Annotated in this window: 17 protein-coding genes (1 of these 17 running past the window's edge); 3 read left to right on the top strand and 14 right to left on the bottom strand. The window is 74.2% G+C overall.

The genetic code is table 11. From position 1 onward, the window contains the following. Nucleotides 1-215: 215 nt before the first annotated feature. The 5 genes from OC439_RS17150 to OC439_RS17130 all read right to left on the bottom strand — a co-directional run bounded on the left by OC439_RS17150 (nt 216) and on the right by OC439_RS17130 (nt 4,438). Nucleotides 216-683 (bottom strand): YdeI/OmpD-associated family protein, encoded by a 468-nt coding sequence (locus tag OC439_RS17150; protein ID WP_262014296.1) that lies wholly within the window; start codon nt 681-683, stop codon nt 216-218. A gap of 37 nt (nt 684-720) precedes the next feature. Then, nucleotides 721-1,434 carry a winged helix-turn-helix transcriptional regulator gene (locus tag OC439_RS17145; RefSeq protein WP_262014308.1) on the bottom strand — a complete coding sequence of 238 codons (714 nt, stop codon included), beginning with the start codon at nt 1,432-1,434 and terminating at the stop codon, nt 721-723. 68 nt (nt 1,435-1,502) lie between these two features. Further along, entirely contained in the window at nt 1,503-2,363 is an 861-nt protein-coding gene (locus tag OC439_RS17140) for an SRPBCC family protein (RefSeq protein ID WP_262014295.1), read from the bottom strand. A gap of 67 nt (nt 2,364-2,430) precedes the next feature. Continuing rightward, on the bottom strand, nt 2,431-3,075 hold the full coding sequence (locus tag OC439_RS17135) for a DUF6073 family protein (RefSeq protein ID WP_128137189.1): 645 nt from the start codon (nt 3,073-3,075) through the stop codon (nt 2,431-2,433). 88 nt (nt 3,076-3,163) lie between these two features. Further along, nucleotides 3,164-4,438: a HEAT repeat domain-containing protein gene (locus OC439_RS17130; protein ID WP_262014294.1), complete on the bottom strand. Its 1,275-nt coding sequence runs from the start codon at nt 4,436-4,438 to the stop codon at nt 3,164-3,166. A 207-nt stretch (nt 4,439-4,645) separates the two neighbouring features. Between OC439_RS17130 and OC439_RS17125 the strand changes: the two genes are divergently transcribed. Together OC439_RS17125 and OC439_RS17120 are read left to right on the top strand one after the other, a co-directional pair. Then, nucleotides 4,646-5,863 carry an ABC1 kinase family protein gene (locus OC439_RS17125; protein WP_262014293.1) on the top strand — a complete coding sequence of 406 codons (1,218 nt, stop codon included), beginning with the start codon at nt 4,646-4,648 and terminating at the stop codon, nt 5,861-5,863. Then, nucleotides 5,860-7,059 (top strand): KR domain-containing protein, encoded by a 1,200-nt coding sequence (locus OC439_RS17120; RefSeq protein ID WP_262014292.1) that lies wholly within the window; start codon nt 5,860-5,862, stop codon nt 7,057-7,059. The genes OC439_RS17125 and OC439_RS17120 overlap by 4 nt, the downstream gene beginning before the upstream one ends. Here OC439_RS17120 and OC439_RS17115 read toward each other — a convergent pair. From OC439_RS17115 to OC439_RS17085, 7 genes are all read right to left on the bottom strand, one after another. Then, nucleotides 7,032-7,604, bottom strand: a complete 573-nt coding sequence (locus OC439_RS17115; protein WP_262014291.1) for a copper resistance protein CopC — start codon at nt 7,602-7,604, stop codon at nt 7,032-7,034. The two genes, OC439_RS17120 and OC439_RS17115, sit on opposite strands and share 28 nt — an antisense overlap. Then, the gene (locus tag OC439_RS17110; RefSeq protein ID WP_262014290.1) at nt 7,601-8,170 is read right to left on the bottom strand and encodes a hypothetical protein; all 570 of its coding nucleotides are present in this window, start codon (nt 8,168-8,170) and stop codon (nt 7,601-7,603) included. Before OC439_RS17110 ends, OC439_RS17115 begins: the two co-directional genes overlap by 4 nt. Before the next feature lie 98 nt (nt 8,171-8,268). Next, entirely contained in the window at nt 8,269-9,315 is a 1,047-nt protein-coding gene (locus OC439_RS17105) for a class I SAM-dependent methyltransferase (RefSeq protein ID WP_262014289.1), read from the bottom strand. Nucleotides 9,316-9,428: 113 nt separating this feature from the next. Then, nucleotides 9,429-11,468, bottom strand: a complete 2,040-nt coding sequence (locus tag OC439_RS17100; RefSeq protein ID WP_262014288.1) for a 2-oxo acid dehydrogenase subunit E2 — start codon at nt 11,466-11,468, stop codon at nt 9,429-9,431. Next, a complete protein-coding gene (locus OC439_RS17095; protein ID WP_262014287.1) occupies nt 11,465-12,367 on the bottom strand; it encodes a thiamine pyrophosphate-dependent dehydrogenase E1 component subunit alpha in 903 nt (300 codons plus the stop codon). Before OC439_RS17095 ends, OC439_RS17100 begins: the two co-directional genes overlap by 4 nt. Then, complete coding sequence (locus tag OC439_RS17090; RefSeq protein WP_262014286.1) at nt 12,364-12,603, bottom strand: acyl carrier protein; 240 nt, start codon at nt 12,601-12,603, stop codon at nt 12,364-12,366. Before OC439_RS17090 ends, OC439_RS17095 begins: the two co-directional genes overlap by 4 nt. Beyond that, complete coding sequence (locus OC439_RS17085; RefSeq protein ID WP_262014285.1) at nt 12,600-13,610, bottom strand: 3-oxoacyl-ACP synthase III family protein; 1,011 nt, start codon at nt 13,608-13,610, stop codon at nt 12,600-12,602. The genes OC439_RS17090 and OC439_RS17085 overlap by 4 nt, the downstream gene beginning before the upstream one ends. A gap of 45 nt (nt 13,611-13,655) precedes the next feature. Between OC439_RS17085 and OC439_RS17080 the strand changes: the two genes are divergently transcribed. Continuing rightward, the gene (locus OC439_RS17080) at nt 13,656-15,971 is read left to right on the top strand and encodes a lantibiotic dehydratase family protein (protein ID WP_262014284.1); all 2,316 of its coding nucleotides are present in this window, start codon (nt 13,656-13,658) and stop codon (nt 15,969-15,971) included. On the opposite strand, the gene OC439_RS17075 is transcribed toward OC439_RS17080, so the two are convergent. Together OC439_RS17075 and OC439_RS17070 are read right to left on the bottom strand one after the other, a co-directional pair. Then, a complete protein-coding gene (locus tag OC439_RS17075) occupies nt 15,939-21,236 on the bottom strand; it encodes a non-ribosomal peptide synthetase/MFS transporter (protein ID WP_262014283.1) in 5,298 nt (1,765 codons plus the stop codon). The two genes, OC439_RS17080 and OC439_RS17075, sit on opposite strands and share 33 nt — an antisense overlap. After that, nucleotides 21,233-22,649 carry the 3' end of an SDR family NAD(P)-dependent oxidoreductase gene (locus tag OC439_RS17070; protein WP_262014282.1) on the bottom strand. 2,933 nt of this gene lie beyond the right edge of the window, so 1,417 of the gene's 4,350 nt are visible here — the last part of the coding sequence; the start codon falls outside the window, past its right edge; it ends in the stop codon at nt 21,233-21,235. The genes OC439_RS17075 and OC439_RS17070 overlap by 4 nt, the downstream gene beginning before the upstream one ends.

Raw genomic sequence — 22,649 nt, 5'->3', positions numbered from 1 at the left:
CCTGGGCCGGCTCGAGGACGGCGGACGCTCACCGGGCCGCTGACGGGCACCACTGATCACCGGTCGCCGCCGGTGTGGCGTCGATCGGTGCGTGGGAGTCAGGATCAGGTGCGTCGCGTGCCGCCGTCCGGGGCCGGAACGCGTACGCCGATCGTAGGAAGGCCGGGGGTCTCGCCGCTTCTCGCAACTTGCGCAGCGCGCCGATCCCCCCGGGGTCAGCCCTTGAGCACCCGGCCGGCGCCGAGCAGCTCGACGGCCTGGGTGATCCGCCGGGCCCGGGTCTCCGGCCGCTTGGCGCCGGTGATCCAGGTGACGTACTCCTTGGTCCGCGAGTAGGACAGCGTGGCGAAGAAGGCCTGGGCGTCGGGATGCTCGCCGAGCGCGGCGGTCAGGTCGTCGGGCACCTCCACGGTGCGCGCCTCGGTGTCCGGTTCCAGGGTGACGCGCACGTCGTCTCCCGCCTCCACCCCGGCGGCGGCGCGTACGGTCTTGTTGACCACGATGTACCGGTTGCCGTTCGGCCCGGTCATCACCGAGCCGGCGTACGGCGTGTCGTTGATCCGGCCGGTCACCGGGATCCGCGCCGCGGTGCCCAGCCGGCCGGCGATCGCGGGCGGGACGGTGACATAGGTCCACGCCCCGACCTGCTCGCACACGAGTGTGCCGCCGAACGTCTCGCTCATCTGCGCTCCCTCACCTCTCGTCCGCGGACCGGCGGCGTCACACCGGGGCGGGCCCCACGTCGGCCAGCCGGTCCGTGGAAACCGCCACGTCGGGGGTGATGCCGAGCAGCCGCAGGCAACGGGTGACCGCCGCCGGCACACCGACCGCCGCGACCTGCCCGCTGACCAGCGCCTCGATCGGGTCGAGCTGCCGCATGCCCAGGCTGAAGAAGCTGCGCGCGTCGGTGCGGACGGTCAGCGACGGCGCGCCGGCCGGCCCGGCGACGACCTCGGCGTGACCGGCCCGCACGTCGACGTGGAAGATCTCGTCGTCGACCCGGAACTCGTAGCTCTCGTCGATCTCGCCGGTGCGTGCGTCGTCCACCATGGCCTCGATGGCGAGGACGGCCCAGGACGCGCGTACCGTTGACCCGGTGGGGAGCTCGTGCCCCGCGGCGTATGCCAGCCCGAAGCGGGACAGCCCGAGGATCGGCTCGTGCAGCGAGCGGCCCAGGTCGGTCAGCTGGTAGCCACCGGTGCGCTTGCGGGGTTCGGTGGGCGTCAGCAGGCCGGCGTCGACGAGCGCGGCGAGCCGGGCGGCGAGCAGGTTGGTGCCGATACCGGGTAGCGCTTCCAGTAACTGATTGTAGCGACGAGGGCCGTGCAGTAGTTCGCGAATGACGAGCAAGGTCCACCGCTCGCCCACCACATCCAATGCGTAAGCGAGGGCACACTGCTGGTCATACGACCGTTTCCCGCGGGCCCCGTTCACTTCGTCCACCCTCCGGCTGTCATGCTACTTGAGTATTGCATGACAATGTGGTGGCGGCGAGTGACCGCCTACCCGGGCGGTACCGACAGGCGGGCCAGCTCCCGCGCGCAGTCCGCGGCGGCCGTCCAGGCGGCGGCGAACCGGCGGCGCAGCGCGTGCGCACGGTTGTCCGGCAGCCCGAGATGGCGCCAGCCCTGGTGGCTGAACTCCAGCCGCTGACGGTCGGCCAGCCGGTGCAGGGCCAGCTCGGCGGTGGTGCCGGCGCCGCGCTCGGTGATCTGCACGGTGAACGTCACCGTCCCCTCCCGCACCGACCAGTCGTCGAGCGGGAAACGACGTGGCCCGTCGGCGTCCACCACGAAGAACCAGGCGGGCCGGAAGCCGTCGCTCGCCACCGGGAGCCACCGGTAGAGCAGCGACGGTTCGAACGCGTCCCAGCCCGGTGGCAGGTCGACCGAGCCGTCGATGTCGGACCGCCAGTCGTAGCGCGTCGAGCGTCCGGTGCGCAGGTACCCGTCGAGTCGTTGCAGGAAGTCGGTCCAGCCGGCGCGCATCTGCTCGATCTCGGCCGGCGGCCGCACCGGGTCGGCGTCCTCGACGGTGAGCCGCGCGCCGCCGGCGGTGGGCTCGGCCCGCCAGGTGATGTGCTGCTCGGGCCCGACGCCGAGGAACGACCAGGTGAACTCGATGAGCCGGTCGTCGACGACGCGCACCGGCGTGACCACGAAGAAGTCACCGTCGCCGAAGTCGATCCGCCACGGCGTCCGGACGTGCCAGTCGCCGCGCGTGGTGCCGAACCAGGCGGCGAGACGGACCGGGTCGGTCAGGGCCGCCCACAGCTCGTCCACGCCGACCGGCACGGTGATCGCCGTCCGGACCGGAGGCGCGCCGAGAAGCCGTCGACCCCGGTCACCCCTGTGGTCGTCCATCGTCTCTCCTCCCGGCCAGCGAGCGCGGGCCGGACCATGTCGCGTCCGGCCCGCGTCCATCTCACTGCTACATCGCGTCCTTGGCGAGGTAACCGCCCATGGTGAACCGCAGGCTGGTCACGTACGCCACCGGGTCCTTCTCCGGGTACCGGGTGTCGTGCAGCGGCAGCATCCGGTAGATCTGGCCCTTGCCGGGCGAGCCGGCCGGCGGGATCTGCCGGACGTCGTCGATGGTCAGGATGATCGGTTCCTTGTTCATCAGCTTCAGGCCGAGCTTCGGCATGTCGAAGATGGCACCGACCGCCATCCGGCAGGCCTTCGCCGACGGCCCCTCACCGGCGTACGGGTCGAAGGGGGTACGGATCTGACCGGTCGACAGGCAGTCGGGGTTCAGCGTGACGGTGATCTCGCCGAGTTCCTCGCAGCTGCCGGTCATCTTCATCTCGATCAGGTTCGTGTAGACCTCGGCGGTCGCCCAGTCCTCGGAGGTCGGCTCCGAGCGCACGACCCGGACGTAGCCCTCGAACGGCACTGTGTACTCGCCGACGCCGGGCACGGCGAACGTGTCGACCGAGGTGATGCCGAGGTTGTCGATGCCGGGGACCGGCGGCGTCCACGGCTTGACCTCCGTGCCGACGTACCGGTTCGGGACGCCGTCGGTGGGAACCGGCCGGCCGTAGATCACGGAGGGCTTGCTGGCGGGGGCTGTCATTGTCTTCTCCTCCTGAGAGTTCGGCGCGGCCTCGGCCGCCCGGACGCATCGCATGGATCGTGGGAACGGATGCGGGGTGCCTCGCCCGTCAGGGCATCAGCGTGGTGTGGTCGCAGCAGGTCAGGCCGGGCTCGTCCGCGACGCCGTCCTGGTCGGAGTCGATCTCGCCGTCGACGGTGGAGTACACGTCACGCGAGTTCATGTCGATGCGGCCGTCGCCGTCCCAGTCGTTCAGCTTGCCCTTGAACGTGCCGAGGATGAAGGCGTTTGTCATCGGGCCGACCTCGGGGTCGTGCAGCGTGGACAGCACGCCGTTGCCCGGGGTGAGGACCTGCTCGATCGAGCGGCCCGCGATGCGGGCCAGGTTCACGTAGCCCCAGCCCTGGAAGCGGCCGCGGACGTAGCGGATCGCGGCCTCCTCGCGGATCTGGAACTTCGGCTCCAGGTGCCAGGTGCCGTACCGGGCGAAGCCGATGTTCGCCTTGCGCACGCCCTCGCTCGGGTCGTCGGCGCGACCGGACTTGAAGAACGTCCGCGGCACCAGCGACTCGAAGAAGAAGTTGCCCCGGTCGCGGCGCGTCCGGTCGGTGAAGCCGCGGAACAGGTAGTTGTCGCAGTGCGGCGAGCCGTCGGCGTGCAGGCCGGAGATCGTCTTGGCGATCACCAGCTGGCGCTCGCGGGTCTGCACGTTGGGGCAGGCGTGGGCCTGGCCGTAGATCCGCGCGAGGCCCTGCGGGGCCAGCGAGATCTTGCCCCAGTGCGTGTTCGACTCGTCGAGACGCACGTACAGGTCACAGTGGATCAGCAGGTAGATGGTCTCGTCGAAGGTGCGGCCCGGCGTGTAGAGGGCGTCCCGGCCGTCGAACGACGGGTCACCGCTCTGCAGCTCGCTGATGAACAGCTTGGACCACTCGGCGATCTCCGGGTCGGCGTCACCGAGGAACTTCTGCAGCGTCGAGATCGCCTGGGCACCGCCCAGCTTCTCGATCGCCCACAGCGCGTCCCACCGCACCTCCCGGTTGGTGTCGTGCCGGACGACCTGCTCCAGCAGCTCGAAGGCGTCGGCCTGGTCGCGGTCGGCGTACTCGTACATCGCCTGCTCGCGCATGGCCGGGTCGGCGTGGTGCAGGGCGTCGTGCCGCAGCTCGTCGTTGGTGCGGTTGTCGAGCCGGATCGCCACCCGGTTGAGGGCGTAGCCGAAGTCGCTCGCCCATGCCGCCGGGTCGCCGGCCACCAGCCGGGGATCCACGTTGCTCAGGGTGGTGCGGTACGCGAAGTTGAGCGCGTCGCGCTGCTCGGTGCCGAGATCCTCGAGCAGCGCGGTTTCCTGCGGCCACGTCCGGACCTCACCGTTGGCGGACACTGGAGACTTGTTGCATAGGTCGATCGCCATCTCGCATTCCCTTCGGTCGGTTCCGTCAGGCTCAACATCGACGACGCTATAGAAAAATGAACCTGGACACTTCTCACGCCTTTCCATCCCTCCCTAAGCTGTCAGTACATGTAGCGATCGGGGGCTCCGATGGTGGCTTACACGCCCACGTCCGTACCGCGCTCGTCCCTCCCGCAGATGTCCGGCCGCGCCGCCGCCTGGGCGGCGATCACGGCCCGGCACCTCGCCGTCGCGGCCGGCCGGCGGCTCACCCGGCGGGCCTCGCCCGCGCCCGCCGGGATGACCGCACTGCTCACCCGGCTGGGCCCGACATTCGTCAAGGGCGGCCAGATCCTCGGTACGCGTCGCGACCTGCTGCCCGGACCGTGGTGCGACCAGCTCGCCCGCCTCAACGACCGGGTCCCGGCCATGTCCGCCCGGGAGGCGCGCGCGGTGCTGGACGCGGCCTACCCCGACGGCACGCCGTTCGCGCGGATCGGCAGCGAGCCGGTGGCCAGCGGCAGCATCGCCTCGGTCTACCGGGCCTGGCTGCACGACGGGACGCCGGTGGCCGTCAAGGTACGGCGCGGCGGCATCGGCCCGCAGATGCGCCGCGACCTCGACCTGCTCAGTGCCGGCGCGGGACTGCTGGAACGCCTGCCCGGCCTGCGCAAGGTACCGATGCGCCGCATGCTGGGCCACGTCTCCACCGCCGTGCTGCGGCAGCTCGACTTCGCGCAGGAGGCCACGGCGCTGCTACAGCTGCGGCAGAACCTCGCCGACGTCGCGGCGTTCCGGATCCCGGCGCCCCGGCCGGCGCTCTGCCGCGACGGCGTCCTGGTGATGGAGTGGATCCCGGACCTGCGGCAGTTCAAGCCCGGCGACCTCAACCGCGAACAGCGCCGCCAGATCGTCCGGCGTGTGCTGCACGGCGTGTACCGGATGCTGTTCGTCGACGGGCTCGTGCACTGCGACATGCACCCCGGCAACCTCTACCTGCGGGTCGAGGAGGTGGTGCTGCTCGACGCGGGGTTCGTGGTCCGGCTCGAACCGCACGTACGGCGGCTGTTCGCCGAGTTCTTCCTGTCCATGTCCATGGGTCGCGGCCAGCAGGCCGCCGAGGTCATCCTGCGCAGCGCCGAGCACGTACCGCCGGGGTGCGACGTGCAGGCGTTCCAGGCCGGTGTACGGGATCTCGTGGTGCGCAACCACCGCCGCACCGCCGGGCAGTTCCGGCTCGCGCCGTTCGCCGCGGAGCTGTTCAACCTGCAGCGGCGGTACGGCATCACGGCGGCGCCGGAGTTCGTCTTCCCGCTCATGTCGCTGCTCGTCCTCGAAGGGATGATCAACGACTTCGACGTGGACGTGGACTTCCAGGCCGAGGCCATCCCCACCCTGCTCGCGGTCCTGCGATGAGGACCGCGCTCGACATCCGCACGCCCCGGGAACGCGAGGTCGCGCCGCCCGGCGACGCGCGGGCGTACCGGTGGACGATCGTCGGCCCCGAGCGGCACCCGCTCGCCCCGGCGCTGCGGGTGGCGAGCCGCGACGACGCACCGGAGGCGGTCGCCGTGCTGCTCGGCCGCACCTTCCACCAGGTCGACAACGGTCGCCTGCTGCGGGCGATCCGGGCGGCCGTGGCACGCGGCAGCCGGCTCGCGGTCGTGCACCTGGGCGCGGGCGGCGGCAGCCTGGTGCGCGCCGCGGCGGTCGAGCATCCCGGCCTGTCCTGCGTGGTGGCGGAGCTGACCGATGGCCCCGCACCGGCCGCGGTGCGCGCCGCCACCGGCCTGGTCACCGCCGCCTCCCCGGTCGCCGGCGAGGTGCGGGTGGACCGGGACGGCCGGCTCCGCACCACCGACTGGCAACCGGCTGCCCTGCCCTCGGCGGCCGGCCCCGCCGGTCCCGCCGGAGCCGTGCTGGTCACCGGCGGCCTCGGCGGGCTCGGCCTGCGGGTCGCCGCCGTCCTGGCCTGCCGGCACGGCCTGCACCCGATCCTGGCCGACACGGCCACGCCCGACCGGCTCGGCACCGCGGGCCGCCGGCACCTCGACCGCATGGCGGGGACCACGGGGGTGACAGTGCTCCGGGCCGACGTCACCGACGGCGCCGCCCTGCGCCGGGCACTCGCGGACGCCGGACACCTGCGGCTGGCCGGCGTCGTGCACTGCGCCGGGCTGCTGCGCGGCGGCCCGGTCACGGCCGGCACGGCGGCCGGGCTGAGCACCGTCCAGGCGGCGAAGGTGGACGGCCTGCGGCACGCGCTGGACGCGGTGGACCGCCATGCCCTACGCCGGGTGCTCGTCTTCGGCTCGATCACGGCCGAGCGGCCGCACCGCAGCCTCGGCGCGTACGCGCTCGCAAACGAGCTGCTGCGGCGCTGCGCCGGACGCCTCGCGGCCGACCTGCCGGCGGCGGTGACGCTGGTGGCGGAGTGGTCGATCTGGAGCGGCGCCGGCATGGCGCACGGAACGCCCGGCGCGGTGGCCGCGGCCCGGCGGCTCAACCTTCCGCCGGTGCCGCTCGGGCCGGGAATGGCCGCGGTGGACGCGTTGTGGCGCCTGACGGCTGAGCCCGGCCGGGCTCAGCGGCTGCTCATCTCCGGGTGCTGAGCCGGGGCGGGCGGCGGCTCGACGCTCCGCCGTGGCCGCAGGACGAGCATGGCGACTGCCACGAACACCACGACGGCGTTGACGAGGAGCAGCACGGCACTCAGCGGGTCGATCCCGTGCTCGTGCAGCGGGGCGGCCGCCTCGCCGCCCTGATCCGGCGCCCGGGCCGGCCGCACACCGGTGCCGACGCTGAACCACAGCGTGCCGCTCTTCTCACTACCGTCGGCGAGCACCACGTGGTAGGCGACGACGACATCGCCGCGCTCGGCGCTGCGTACCGCCTGCACCAGGGACCGGTCCCCGCTCGGCCGCGGCTCGCCGACGGCCAGCGACCGTCCGGCGGCGTCCCGCACGGCCACGTGCGAGTCGGCAGCCACCGGCCGCCCGGTGAAGACCAGCTCGACCGCCGACGGCGCCGACGTGAGGACGGCGCCGTCGGCGGGGACGCTGCTCGCCGCGCCGGAGCCGGCCCACGCGGCCCCGGTCCAGCCGAACAGCACCGCGAGGCCCACGACGACGGCGGACGCCCACCCGGCGCGGGTCACACACCACCCCGCGACACCGCCAGCGCCGGCACCACCCGGCGGCCGGCGCAGGTGCACACCATGGCCTCCTCCTCGGCGACGGAGGGCCGCAGGTGCCGGTACATGGCGACGACCATCGGGATGAAGACGACGGAGTTGTAGAACAGGTGCAGCTCGACGCGCGGATAGACCACCTGGAGCAGGCTCGTGGGCGCCGCGCTGCCGAACAGGAAGTGCCCGGTCTGCGCCTGGATCAGCAGCAGCAGGTGCTCGATGTGATGCCAGAACTGGAGGGCCAGGGCGATCGTCCACCAGGTGCGCGACTGCCCGGCGAACCCCGGGCGCAGCAGGAACAGACCGACGAGCATGAGCAGCGCGTACCCGTAGTGCATGACCTCGGACGTGACCAGCCAGGGGTAGAACTCACCGAGGACACCCCGCGCCTGCGGACGGGGCCAGCCGAGCACCCAGATCTGGTACGCCTGAACCAGATGCTCCGCCCAGTGGGCGAGCACGACCACCATGAAGCCCGACAGTGCCACGCGGTGATGACGACCGTTGAGCGCGCCGATGAACCCGTTCGACATGCGGTATCCCCCTCGCCGGCGATCACGGAAAGTACACGCATCGACGCTAGACGTCATGGGGTGAGCCCTCTTCTCCCAGATTGCTCATCCGCCGGGGGTCACCGCCGGGTGGCGAGGGCGAGAAACCGGTGCGGCGGGTCGTCGTAGCCGGTGAGGTGCCATCCGGTGCGGTGCGCGGCGAGGCGCAGGGACGTCTCGGCGAGAGGGTCACCGGGATGTGTGCCGCAACCGGCGAGATCGGTGCGCCCGGAGGGATGGAAGATGACGAGCCGGCCGCCGGGGCGGGTGACGCGGGCGAGTTCGCGCAGCCCGGCGTCGGTGTCGGGCAGGTGCGGGAGCAGGCCGGCGGCGAAGACGACGTCGACGGCGCGACCGGGCAGGGGGAGACGGCGGACGTCGGCCAGGGCGAGCGCGGCGTCGGCGGCGTGGGCGCGGGAGCGCGCGACGTCGATCATGGCGGGGGGCAGGTCGACGCCGAGAACGGTGCCGGCGGGTCCGACGGCGTCGCGCAGGGCCGGTAGCGCGCGGCCGGTTCCGCAGCCGACGTCGATGGCGTTCGCTCCGGTGGGGATGGCGGCCTCGGTGACGGCGGCGGCGTACGCGGTGAGGTCGTCGCCGGACTCGGTGTCCCAGGTGGCGGCGCGGGCGGCGAAGAAGGCCTGCGTCTCCGTGCGGTACCAGGCGTCGGTGTGGGTGAACCAGGCGCCGATGTGCCGGATCACCGGCCACGCGGGGTCGGCCAGGTCGACCACGATGTCGGCGGCGTCGCTCCGGTGGCGGCGTCCGCGTTCGGGGGAGGCGCCGCGCACCCGGATCGTCAGGTGCCAGTGGCCGGTGGGCAGCCGGCCCCGCCAGGCGGGGCCGGCGGCGATGACGACGGAACCGGGGGTGAGTCCGCCCCGGAGGTCGGCGGGGCCGGCGCAGATCGCCCGGCTGAGTCGTATGCGCGGCCGGCCCGCGTCGCGCAGGGCGGCGGCCAGACGGTCGGCCAGCACCGTCGCGTCGCGCTCGTGGCCGTCGACGAGGACGTAGGCGGAGCCGGCCGGGATCGCGGAAGTGACGTGGCCGAGCACAGTGGACCATCGGTCGCGCTGCGGGTCGGTCATCGGCGTGCACCACCGGGCCGCGGACTGCTGCGCACTCATGGACATCTATGATGCAGGTTCGGTCATCCCCCGGCCAGAGGCACCGCTGTCGCGAGGTTCTCACCGGTCCGGCGTCGCAACCGGCGCGCACGGCGGCCGGGCCGCGGTGCCGGTCAGTGTTGCAGGGCCTCGCCGAGCGCGGCCAGGAACGCCCCGGCCTGCGCACCGTTGACGAGCCGGTGGTCGTACGCCAGGCCCAGGTCCGCCACGGTCCGCTCGCGTACCCCGCCGTCGCCGTCGAGCACGACCTCGCGGTGCACGTCGGGCACCGACAGGGCGCAGGTGACGCCGGGCGGGATGACCGGCCGGGCCACCGTGACACCGGGTGTGTCGTTGAGCGCGACCAGGAAGTTCATGCCGGCCATGTCCTCCTCGCGGAGCCGGCCGCGCAGCGCCTTCATCCGCAGCGCGACCACGGCGTCGGCGAGGTCGCCGAGGTCCAGTCCGGCCGCGTCGCGGATCACCGGCAGGAACAGTCCGGTGCCGACGTCCACGGTGAGCCCGATCGACGGCGCCTCCGCGTCGACCACCAGCCCGTCGCCGGTGAGCCGGGCGTAGAGGGCACCGAACCGCTCGTGCAGCGCGGCCACGGCGGCGATGACGACCTCGGTCAGGCCGACCGTGGCGCCGGTCTCGTCGGCGGCGCGGCGGGCGTACGCGAGCGCCGCCGTCACGTCCACGCGGACGGCGGTGAAGGCCACCGGGATCTCCCGGTGCGAGGTGGACACCACGTCGGCGATTCGGCGCTGCGCCGGTGGCAGCGGCCGTCCCGGCGGCGTCACCCGGGCAGGCACGGCTGGCGGCTCCACCGACGCCGGCTCCACCGGGGCGGGCACGGCCGACTCGGGCAGGATCCGGCCGATGGGCGTGCCCGGGGCGCAGTCGGCGCCGGCGGCCACGTCCTGGCGCAGCACGCCGGCCTGCGTCGCGGCGAGTTCCTCGATCGCCTTGGACGTCTCGACCGCCGCGACCGGCTCATCGGCCTCGACAGTGGCGCCGTCCGCGACCAGCCATTCCAGCAGCACGTAGCTGTCGTCGTTGGGGTTGAGCCGGGGTACGTCCACCGGGACGCCCGGAGACACGCCGGCCGGATCCACCGGGCCGGCGTCAGTCCGTCCACCCCGGTCGCCGGCCGCCGTTGTCGGGGCGGACAGGTGCATGATCCGGTCCAGGATCGCGTCGGCGCCGAGCAGCACCGCCTGTTCCAGGTGCGGCGCGGACGGGATGACCCGGTCGGCGGAGCTGACCAGCTCGACCGGGCCGCGCAGCAGCGGCCACGCCTCGGCGTGCAGGCGGGCCGCGACCTCGCTCCCCCACGTGCCGCCCGCGGTGCTCTCCTCGGCGACGATCACGCGCTCGGCGCCGTCGAGCAGGCCGAGCAGGCCGTCCACGTCCACCGGGTAGAGCCGCGCCGGGACCAGCACCTCGACCGTACGTCCCCGCTCGGCGGCCCGCGTGGCGGCGGCGATCGCCCGGTCGGCGACCCCGCCCGGCGCGATGACGAGCGTTGGCGCGCCGGTGGCGTCCGGATCGTGGACGCGGGCCCAGTTGCCGTCCGCGCCGCGCGGTTCGAAGGCGAGGCGGTCGTCGACGCGGCCGTCCACATACCGTCGCCGGGTGTAGAGGATCTTGTCCTCGAAGAGCATCGCCGGTTCGTCGCGGCGCAGCGCGGCGGCCAGCACGTCGGCCGCGTCGTGCAGCGGGGACAGCTCGTACAGCGCGAGGTGCGGGATCCCGATGAAGTGCTTCTGCGGGCTCTGGCTGTGCGTCGCGCCGTAGCCGCGCCCGCCGCCGACCGGACAGCGGATCACCACCCGCATCGGGGTGCGCTCGCCGTACATGGCGACCGACTTGGTGATCAGGTTGAGGATCGGGTCGAAGGCGAGACCGGCGAAGTCCCCGAACATGATCTCGACGATCACTGTGTCGCCGCACAGCGCCAGGCCGCCCGCGACGCCGGTGATGCCGTTCTCGCTCAGCGGCGTCGACAGCACCCGGTCCGGATAGGCGGTGGAGAGTCCCTGGGTCACCTTGAACGCCCCGCCGTACGGGTCGGCCACGTCCTCCCCCAGCAGCCAGGCCCGCTCGTCGGCGGCGAACAGCGCGTGCAGGGCCCGGTTGAGGTTACGGCTGACCCGTTCCGCGCGCGTCACTCCGCCGCTCCGCGCGCGAGCGGCCGGGCCAGCACCTCGGCCGAGACCTCCGCGACCCGCTGCCGGGCCCGCGCGTCGGCGGCCGCGAACCGCTCCGGGTACGCCTCGGCGTACCGCTGGAGCCAGTCGAGGCGGCGCAGCCGGTCGAGTTCGCCTGCGGGGCGGGTATCGTCGCCCTTGCTGTGCGGGCCGAGCCGGACCGTGTGCTGCACGAGCACGTGCGGCGTCCGGGTGGTGCGGACCCGCTCGACGTGCGGCGCGGCGGCGGCGCGCACCTCGGTCAGGTCGAGCGAGCCGGACTCGCTGACGGTGATGCCGAAGCCGGCGGCCCGGCCGGCGATGGTGCCGGCGAGCTGCGCGGAGGTCGGAGTGGACTGGGCGATCCGGTTGTGCTCGACCACGACGAGCAGCGGCACCCGCCACAGCGCGGCCATGTTCAGCGCCTCGTAGACGGCGCCCTCGCCCCAGGTGCCGTCCCCGATGTACGCCACCACGATCGCGTCCTGCCCGGTGCGGTTGAGGTGCAGACCCACGCCGACCGCGGCGGGCAGGCTCTCCCCCTGCACACCGGTGGACAGGAACCGGTCCCGGCGCAGGTGCTGGCTGCCGCCGTACCCGTGGCACACCCCGCCGTCGCGGCCGAGCAGTTCCGCCAGCAGCCCCTCCGGGTCGCCGCAGTGCGCCAGGTAGTGCCCGTGGCCGCGGTGGTTGCTGAACACGAAGTCGCCGGTCAGCAGCGGGGCCAGCGCGACCGGGACGTACTCCTGGCCGAGGCAGGTGTGTGTGGTGCCGGCGAGGTGACCGTCGGCGTACAGGCGCAGCAGGTGCTCCTCGAAGCGGCGGATGAGCAGCCCGGCGTCGAGGTCGGCGTCGTCGAGCGGGGCCGGCGCGACTGTCACTCCGGCACGCCCCGCTGGGCGAGCAGCGCGCGCAGGTCGGCCACCGACCGCACGGTCCGGATCTCGCGGGGCGTCAGCGAGATCCGGTACGCGTCCTCGACGGCCGCGACGATCTGGAGGTGCCGCAGGCTCACCCACGCGGCGGTGGTCGCGGGGCCGGTCTGCGCGTCGACCTGGTCGACGGGCAGTTCCAGCACCTCGGCGACGAGCCGCACCAGCCGGCTGGACATGCTCATACCTCGATGATCGTACAGGCCCAGTGGGCGCCCCGGCCCAACGAGATCAACGCGACCCGGTCGCCGTCGTGCAGCTCACCGGCATCGAGCAGGCGGCTCAGTCCGAACAACTGATCCGCCGCGCCGAGATGCCCGTACTCGGCCGCCAGTTCCCGGTTGGTCCGCTCCGGCGGCACCTTGTGTGCCTCGGCGAGCGACGTCATGGCGCGTTCGTTGTCGGCGACCAGGATCAGCCGCGCCAGGTCGGCGACGGTGACGCCGGCCCGCTCGCAGGCGCGTTCGGTGACCCGCACCATCCGCTCGTCGAGGTGGCGGGCGTACTGCGCGAACTGCTCGGGGTCGTAGTCGAAGAACTCCATCACGTGCCACACGTCGCGGGCGGCGGGCGGCTCGGCGCCGGGTGCGAACGGCGCCGCCGCGCCACCGCCGTCGAGCCGGTAGAACCCGGCGTAGCGGCCGTCGGTGGCGGCCTCGGTGACCTGCCAGCGCAGCCGGGGATGCCCGCGCCGGGCCACTGTGGCCACCGCGCCGTCGGAGAACACCATCGGCTGGGTGTCCATCCGGTTCCAGTACGCCTCGCAGGTCCGGTTGGCCGCGATCACGAGCGCGGTGGCGTATTCCGGGTGGGTGGCGAACTTCCCGGCGACGGTGTCGAGGCTGAGCACGCCGGTGGTGCACGCCTGGGTGAGCAGCACCGCTTCGGCGCCGGCCGCGCCGAGCCGGTACGCCAGGTCGGCGGCGGCGTCCCAGTAGAGGTGTTCGGTGAGGTCGGTGACGGCGAGCACCAGCAGGTCCACCCGCGTGGCGGGCAGCGTGGCGGCGTCCAGGGCGCGGCGGGCGGCCCGCTCGGCGAGGTCGGTCAGACCCACGTCCGGCGCGGCGCGGTGCACCCGCCGGTAGCCGTAGCCGAGGACGCGGTTGACGTCGTCGGTGTACTGCGCCACCACGTCGGCGACGGGCGCCGGGTCGCCGAGCGCCTCACCGAAGGACACCAGCCCGAAGCTCATGCTCGACCGTCCCGCCGCAGATCCGCCGCTGCTTACCATTCCCCCATGCCCCGAGAGCATCTCACGTCCCTGCCCGGAACCCCTTGGCACGTATGGCGTTCCGCGTTGCTCCGGTCGGCCGGTTTTCCGGCCGACGGGATGAGCCGGTTCGCCGCTCCGGCGCTCGCGGAGGCGGCCGACCGGCACCTGCGCGGGGACGGCGACGCCGCGGAGTTCGCTGCCGCGTTCGACGCCGCCGCGGCCGACCTCGGGCAGGCGGTCTACGACATCGCCTGCGACGACGCCTTCCGCACGGCGCTGACCTGGCAGAACCCGGCGGTCCTGCTCGCCGTCGACGCGATCCGGCGCGACGGCCCGCACGCCCCGCGCAATCTGCGCCGCCGGCACCGGGAGGAGGTCGTCGCGAAGTACTGGCAGCGGTACTGCCTGAAGAACGACACGGTGGGCTTCTTCGGGCCGATCTGCTGGACCGAGCTGGGCGGCAGCGGCCCGATCGCGACGGTGCGTCCAGGCGCGGCGTTGACGCGTACCCGGAAGGTGTTCCTGGAGCGGTGGGGCCTGGACGCGCTCGCGGAGGCCTTCGCCCGCGTGCCCGGCGTGCGGGACTGGCTGCCGGTGCGGCTCGCCCCGCACCTGAGCCTGCGCGACCGCGTGCTGCGGCACCCGCACCATCCACTACAGACGCTCCCGGCGGCTACCGCCGCGCTGCTCGCGCTGACGCGGCGCGGACCGCGCGTGGCCGACCTGGTCGCCGCACTGCTCGCGGACCCGGCGAGCGGCTTCCGCCGGGCCGCTGACGTGCACGCGCAGCTCGACGACCTGACCGGGCGCGGCGTGCTGCGCATCGGCTTCGACCTGCCGGTCGACCTCACCGCCGAGGACGCGTTGCGCGAGCAGCTCGCCGCGATCGGCGACGACACGGTCCGCGAGCGGGTGCTCGGCGACCTGGCCACGGTGAGTGACCTGCGCGACGCGGTGGCCGCCGCCGACGGCCCGGACGCGCTGTCCGTGGCGATGTCCGCGCTGGACCGGCGGTTCGTGGAGCTGACCGGCCGGGACGCGCGGCAGCAGCCCGGCGAGGTGTACGCCGGCCGCACGCTGTGCCATCTGGAGACGGTCCGCGACCTGGACATCCGGTTCGGTGACGCGCTGTTGGAACGCCTCGCGCCGCTGGAACCGCTGCTGCTGTCGGCGCGGTGGCTGACCGCGGCGATCGGTGCGGCGTACGCCGACGCGCTGGCCGCCCTGTACCGCGACCTGGCGGCGGAGTCGGCCACCGGGGAGGTGCCCCTGGCCGACCTGTGGTTCCTGGCGCAGGCGGTGGTGTTCGGGGCGAACCCGCCCGGCGCGGCCGTCACCGCCGAGTTCCTGGACCGGTGGGCGACGGTGCTGGGCCTGGCCGACGCCGACGCGGACGCCCGGGAGCTGCGGTTCGACGCCGCCGCCCTGACCGAGCGGGTCGCCGCCGCGTTCCCCGCCGACGCGCCCGGCTGGGCCGCCGCCCGCATCCACAGCCCCGACGTGCACGTGTGCGCCCCGGACGAGGCGGCGCTGCTGCGCGGGGACTTCACCGTCGTGCTCGGCGAGCTGCACGTGGCCCTGGCGGCGTTCGACACGCACTTCTTCGCGTACGGGCACCCGGACCCGCAGCGGCTGCGCGACGGGATGCGCGCCGACCTGCCCGGTGGCCGGGTCCGGCTGCTGCCGCCGGTGGACTGGCCGCGGCACACCGCCCGGATCGCGGAGTGGCTGCACGGGCCCGCCGACGCCCAGCTCGGGTTCGTCGACGCGCCCGGCGCCGACCCGGACCGCCTCGTGCCGATCACCACCCTGACCGTGCGGCCGGACGACGACGGCACGCTGACCGCGCACGCCGACGACGGGCGGCGGTGGCCGCTGCTGGAGGTGTTCGCGCCGCTGTTCGACTACCAGGTGTTCGACACGTGGAAGCTGGCCGGCAACGCCGGGCGCACGCCGCGCGTCACAGTCGACGGCCTGGTGCTGGTCCGCGAGACGTGGCGCACCACTGTGGGCGAGACCGGCCTGCACACGGTCAAGGGCGAGCGGGCACGCTACCTCGCGGTACGGCGCTGGCGGCTCGCGCTCGGCCTGCCCGAGCGGGTCTTCGTGCGGGTCGACACCGAACTCAAACCCAGCTACGTGGACCTGAGCAGCGGCGTCTACACCCGGCTGCTGTGCACGCTGCTGCGCGGCGCGCACGCCAAGGGCGGCGACGGCGTCGGGCTCACCGTCACCGAGCTGCTGCCCGGCCCGGACGACGCCTGGCTGACCGACGGGGCCGGCCGGGCGTACGCCTCGGAACTGCGGCTACAGATCGTCGACCCGGCGCAGGTGCGGTAGCCACTCGGTGGCGTCCGCCGGCGCGTCGGGGGTCTCGGTGTCGAACCGGCGCAGCCGGCGTACGCCGTAGGCGCCCAGGGCCACCACGGCCAGGGCCAGCCCGGACACCACGAACGCGAACCCGAGTCCCCGGCCGGGACCGGTGCCGATCAGCGCGCCGACGCTGCCGGCCAGCGCGCCGCCGGGGGCGAACATCGGTTCCAGCAGCGACCCGCTCAGCGGCACCAGCACGGCGAAGCCCAGCGGCAGCGTCGCCCAGGTCAGCGTCTGGATGATCGCCAGCACCCGGCCGTGGAACCGCTGCGGCACCTTCACCTGGATGATCGACAGGTAGATGCCGTTGTGCAGGCCCAGGCCCAGCCCCACGCCGAAGCTGCCGAGCGCCACCAGCAGCAGGCTCGGGCGGACGCCGCTGAGCACCAGGCTGACCGCCACGCCGAACGCGATGGCGATCAGCGCGGGCATCCGGCGCCGGGTCGGGCCGCCCCACACGGCGATGGCGAGTCCGCCGAGGACGGCGCCGAGCGCCTCGGCGAACGCCACGGTGCCGACCTGGCCCATCGTGCCGAACGCGAGCACCATCGGCGGCACCAGCAGCAGGCTCGCCAGGCACAGGTTGTAGAGCGAGAAGAAGCCCAGCATGGCCCGGAAGCCCGGCTCGGCCCACGTCATCCGCGCGCCGCCGATCAGCTCGGCCAGGAACGGCTCCTTGCGCCGCCGGCCGAGCAGGTCGGGGAACCGCACCGCGGCCAGCACACCGATCGCCACCACGTAACTCACGATGTCGATCACCAGGACGCCGGCCAGGCCGATCGCGGCGAGCAGGCCCGCAGCCAGCAGCGGCACCGCGAGCGAGCTGAGCCCGACCGCGAGCTGCGCGATGCCGTTGGCGTGCCCCAGGTAGCGCTTCGGCACCACCTGCGGGATCGCGGCCAGGTAGGTGATGCGTTGGAACACCGACGCCGCGCCGAGCACGCACACGAGCGTGTAGACGGCCGCCAGCCCCAGCCGGTCGGTCCACAGCAGCAGAGCCAGCAGCGCCTCCGCTGTCACCGCCGTCGCGCACGCCGCCAGCAGCACCCGGCGCCTGTCGAACCGGTCCGCGACCGCGCCGGCGACCGGCAGCGTCAGCAGCGCCGGCAGGTACGCGATCACCCCGGACAGGCCGAACCACAGCATCGACCCGGTCTCCAGGTAGACCCAGACCGGCACCGCCCACTGGGTCAGCGCCGACCCGGTCGACGAGATGAGCTGGCTGGCGGTGATCGCCAGGAACCGGCGTACGCCCGGTTGGACGCCGGTCTCGGCGGTGACCGGATCGGTGCTGGTGGCCGCCAGTGCCCAGCCGTCACCGGCGAGCTGTCGCGGCGCGGCGGACGGCTCGGCGAGCCGGGGATGGGTGCGGGTCAGCACCTCGGCGAGCGCCTCGGCCCGCTGCTTGACGAAGTAGTGCCCGGCCTCGTCGAGCACCACGAGCGCTGTCGACTCGCCGAGGAAGCTCCACTCGCGGTACCGCTCCTCGTAGTACTCGGTGAGCACGTCGTGGGTGCCGACGACGGAGATCACCGGTGCGGGCACCCGGACCGGTTCGCCGTCCAGCCACTCGGTGAACCGCTCCTGCGCCTCGGCGGCCTCCCGGCGTACGTGGTGGACGAACCGGTCGACCTGCGCCGGGTCCAGGTCGGCCAGTTCCGCGCCGATCGAGCGCAGGAACGTCTCGTACCGCCGGTCCGCGCCCCGCGAGTCGGCCCAGTCGACGAGCCGGCCGAGCATGTTGTCCGGCCGGGCGGTCGGGAACACGCCCCCGGCGTAGATCGCCTCGATCGGGCGTCCCCGCTGGTGCAGCCGCCGGGCGATGCCGGTCAGCAGCGCGCCGCCGACGCAGTGGCCGTACAGGACCAGTGGGCCGTCCACCCGCTCCTGGATCTCGGCCACGCACCGCTCGACCAGCTCGTCGAAGGGCAGCTCGGTGTCGCGGACGCCGACGTCGTGGCCGGGGACCGCCACGGAGAACAGGGTGTGCCCGGCCGGCAGCGCGTCCGCGAGCGGCTGGTAGATGCTGGCGAGCCCGCCGCCGTACGGCACGCACACGTACGAGCGCACCCGCTGGTCCGCCGGGACCGGCCGGGTCAGCTCGTACAGCAGCGGGCGCTGCCGGTCCCCGTCCGCCGGGGCGTCGATCAGCGCGGCCAGCCCCTGCACCGTCGGGTGCGCGAACACGTCCATCACTCCGACGTCGACCTGCCCGTACGCCTCGCGCAGCAGCGCCAGCATCCGGATTGCCAGCAGCGAGTGCCCGCCCAGCTCGAAGAAATCGTCGTCCAGGCCGACCTCGGGCACGCCCAGTACGTCGCACCAGGTGGCGGCCACCGTCTGCTCGACCGGGGTCACCGGGGGTCGGCGCTGCGCGGGGGCGACACCGGACGAGGGTGCGGGCAGCGCGGCGGTGTCGAGTTTGCCGTTGGCGGACAGCGGCAGCGCGTCGAGCGTCACGAACGCCGACGGCACCATGTACTCCGGCAGCCGCCGCTTCAGCGCCGCCCGCAGCTCCGCCGGGTCCGGGGCCTCCCCCGTCAGGTACGCCACGAGGCGCTGCTCGGCGGGCGTGGCGCCGCGCACGACGACGGCGGCGGAGCCGACGCCCGGCTGTTCACGCAGCACCGCGGCGATCTCCCCCAGCTCGATCCGCAGGCCCCGCAGTTTCACCTGGTCGTCGATGCGGCCGAGGAACTCCAGCGTCCCGTCGGTACGCCAGCGGGCCAGGTCGCCGGTGGCGTACAGCCGGCCGCCGGGTTCGCCGAACGGGTCGGGGACGAACGAGGCGGCGGTGAGTCCGGGGCGGTTCAGGTAGCCGCGGGCCACCTGCACGCCGCCGAGGTGCAGCTGCCCGGCCACGCCGGCCGGGACCGGGCGCATCGCCTCGTCGAGCACGTACGTGCGGACGTTGCGGATCGGCCCGCCGATCGGCACCCGGGTCACGCCGGCCAGCGCGTCGGGCGTGGCCGCCCAGGCGGTGACGTCGATCGCCGCCTCGGTGGGTCCGTACAGGTTGTGCAGCGCCGCCGACGGGATCGCGGCCACGGCGCGGCGGGCCAGGTCCGCGGGCAGTTCCTCGCCGCTGCACACGATCCGCCGCAGCGACCCGCAGCGGGCCGGGTCGGCCGTGGACAGGAACGCGTCGAGCATCGACGGCACGAAGTGGACGGTGGTGATCCGCTCCCGCTCGATCAGCTCCCGCAGGTACGCCGGGTCGCGGTGCCCGCCCGGCGCGGCGAGCACCAGCCGCGCGCCCACGAGCAGCGGCCAGAACACCTCCCACACCGACACGTCGAATCCGATCGGCGTCTTGTGCAGCACCACGTCGTCCGGTCCGAGCGCGAAGGCGTCCTGCATCCAGTCGAGCCGGTTGACGATCGCGGCGTGCTCGTTGACCACGCCCTTCGGCCGCCCGGTGGAGCCCGACGTGTAGATCACGTACGCCGCGTTCCCCGGCCCGGCGGCAGTGCCACCGGCGGTACGCGGCCGGTCCGGCGCGGTCAGCGGCAGCACGGTGCCCGGGACGGTAAGCCCGTCGGGCAGCTCGTCGGCGAGCAGCACCCCGGCCCCGGCGTCGGCGAGCATGAAGGCCAGCCGCTGCGGCGGGTGGTCCGGGTCCAGCGGCAGGTACGCCGCGCCGGCCCGGTGGATGCCGAGCAGCCCGGCGATCAGGCGGCGGGAGCGGGGCTCGTGGATCGCGACCACCGACTCCGGTCCCACGCCGTGCGCGACCAGGCGCGACGCCACCTGCTCGGCGGCATCGGACAACTGCGCGTACGTCATCCGGGTGTCGCCGTCGACCAGCGCGACCGCGTCGGGCGTGCGCCGGGCCTGGGCGTCGAACAGCTCCGCCAGCGTGGTCCGGCGAGCCGGGGCGGCGGTGGCGTTCCAGCCGGTCACGACCGCCGCGTGCTCGGCGTCGGGCATGACCGGCAACGCGCTCACCCGGGTCCGGGGCGCCGCCACCGCGGCGGCGAACAGCAGCAGGTAACGGTCCGCGAACGCCTCCATCGCGGCGCGCTCGAACAGCGCGGTGCGGTACTCCAGCCGCAGCTCGTCCCCGGCGATCTCCAGTGACAGGTCGTCCATGGCTCCGCCGAACGCCTCGCCCCGGCCGGTAGGCAGGTGGTGGAACGTGAGCTGGTAGAGCGGCGGGACGCCCGGGTCGCGTCGTACCGCAAGCTCCTCGACGAGCTTCTGGAACGGCATGTCCTGGTGGTCCCAGGCGTCGAGCACGACCCGGCGGACCCGGCGGACGAGGGTCAGGAACGGTGGATCGCCCGACACGTCGACGCGCAGCACCAGCATGTTCATGAACATGCCGAGCAGCGGTTCCAGCTCGGCCCGGTCGCGGCCGGCCACCGGCATGCCGACCACCACGTCGTCGCTTCCGGACAGCCGGTGCAGCAGCGCCACGTAGGCGGCCAGCTGCACCATGAACGGGGTCGCGGCGGCCTGCTGGGACAGCTCCGGCAACGCCGCCGTCACGTCGCCGGGCAGCGTGCGGCGGACGTCGGCGCCGTCGAACGTGAGCGTCGCCGGGCGCGGCCGGTCGGTGGTCAGCGCGTGCACTGCCGGCAGGCCGGTCAGCGCCTCCCGCCAGTGGTCGCGCAGCTCGTCCCACCGGGGGCCGTCGAGGCGGTCGCGCTCCCAGGCCGCGTAGTCGGCGTACTGGATCGGCAGCTCGGGCAGGTCCGGCGCGCGGCCCGCGACGGCGGCGGCGCACAGCTCGGTCAGCTCGGCGCGCAGGTGGAGCAGGGAGGTGCCGTCGAGGACGACGTGGTGCCCGGCGAACAGCAGCCACCAGGTGTGCTGGTCGAGCCGCAGCAGCCGGGCCCGCCACAGCGGGGCCGCGTCCATCGGCAGGTCGAGACCTGCGTACTCGGCGACGATCCGGGCGCGGGCGGCGTCCCGCTCCGGCTCGGGCAGCGCGGACAGGTCGGTGACCGGCAGCTCCACCGGGACCGTGGGGTGGATGTCCTGGTAGAGCCGTCCGTCGTGCAGGCGCAGCGTGGTGCGCATGGCCTCGTGCCGGTCGGTGACCGTCCGCAGCGCGGCGAGCGCCTGCTCCGGCCCGGCGCCCGCCGGCAGGGTGACCGCGTCGGTCATGGTGAACAGCGGCTGCCCGGGGCTGAGCTGGGCGGTGAACCAGACCCGCTCCTGGGCGTACGAGGCGGGAACGGTGTAGACGTCGTCCACCGGCGTGACGTCGTGGCGTGACTCGGTCATCCCGGCCGTCCCGGTCGGCGCAGGCGCGGGATGGGCGCCTCGGCCGGTGCGGAGGCGGACGGGGCGGCGCGCAGCGACTCGATCCGGGCGGCCATCGCCGCGACGGTGGGCGCGTCGAACAGCACCCGCATGGACAGCCGGGCGCCCACCGCCTGCCGGATCCGCAGCACCAGCTGCGCGGCCACGAGCGAGGTGCCGCCGAGCCGGAAGAAGTCGTCGTGCGGGCCGACCTCGGCCACGCCCAGCACGTCGCGCCAGATCCGGGCTACGGTGTCCTGCAGGTCGCCGTCGGTGGCGGTCACCGGCGAGGCGGTGGCCGCCGTGGCCGCGGCGAGCCGCCGCTCGTGCCCGGCGACCGCCTCCACCGTGTAGGCGCCGACCGCCACCGAGCCGGTCCGCCCCTCGGCGAGGGCCCGGCACGCCGCGCGTACCGCCGCGTCCGGGGCCAGCCCGTCGTGGTCGGGTACGCCCTCCTCCCGCCACGCGCCCCAGGCCACCGACAGCACCGGCGCCCGCCAGCCGTGCGGGCTGCGCGCGTACGCGTCGAGGAACGCGTTGGCGGCCGTGTCGTCGGCGCGGCCCAGGCCACCGGCGAGCGCGGTGACCGAGGAGCTGAGCAGCACGAAGTCGAGCGGCAGATCGCCGAAGACCGCGCGCAGCGCCAGCGCGCCGGTGACCTTCGGCAGCAGTTCGGCGGTCGCCTCGGCCGGCCGCGACCCGGTGGACAGCCCGGTGTCGGGCAGCCGCGCGGCGTGCACGATGCCGTCGAGTCCGCCGAGGTCGTCCTCGATGTCGGCGCGTACCGCCCGCAGCGCGGCCACGTCTGTCACGTCGGCGCGCACGAGGCGGACCTGCGCCCCGGCCCGTTCCAGCGCCTCGACCAGGTCCGGCCGGGCGGTCCGGCCGACCAGCACCAGCCGGGCGCCCCGGCGGGCCAGTTCGGCGGCGAACGCCCCGCCGATCCGGCCCAGTCCGCCGGTGATCAGGTAGCGCCCGCCGTCGCGCAGTGCCGGGCCGGTACGCCGGCGCGCCGGCGCCGCCGAGAACCCGCGCGTCCAGCGTCGCCCGCCCAGCCGCAGCGCGACCGCCTCGGCCCGCTCGGCACCGAGCAGTTCGTCCGCCAGCGCGTCCGCACCCGGCTCGGCCGGGTCGGCGTCGACCCAGTGGCAGCGCAGGCCCGGACGTTCCAGCGGCACCGCACGCACCACCCCGGCGACCGTGGCGTGTTCCGGGCGCAGCAGGTCGGCGCCGGTCACGTCGGCCGTCCCGGCGGTCACCACGTCCAGCGTCACGTCGGCGGCCGGCAACGCCTCCAGCAGGGTCAGCAGCGCGAGGTACCCGTGTTCCTGGGCCGCCGCCACGGCGTCGGCGTCCGGGCCGGCCGGGTCGCCGTCGAGCGCCCACGCGTGCACG

The sequence above is a fragment of the Micromonospora sp. Mcm103 genome, assembly GCF_024519755.1.
Lineage (GTDB): Bacteria > Actinomycetota > Actinomycetes > Mycobacteriales > Micromonosporaceae > Micromonospora > Micromonospora aurantiaca.
The sequence above is the reverse complement of the archived record's forward strand: the minus strand, read 5'-3'. Positions and strand labels throughout refer to the sequence as shown.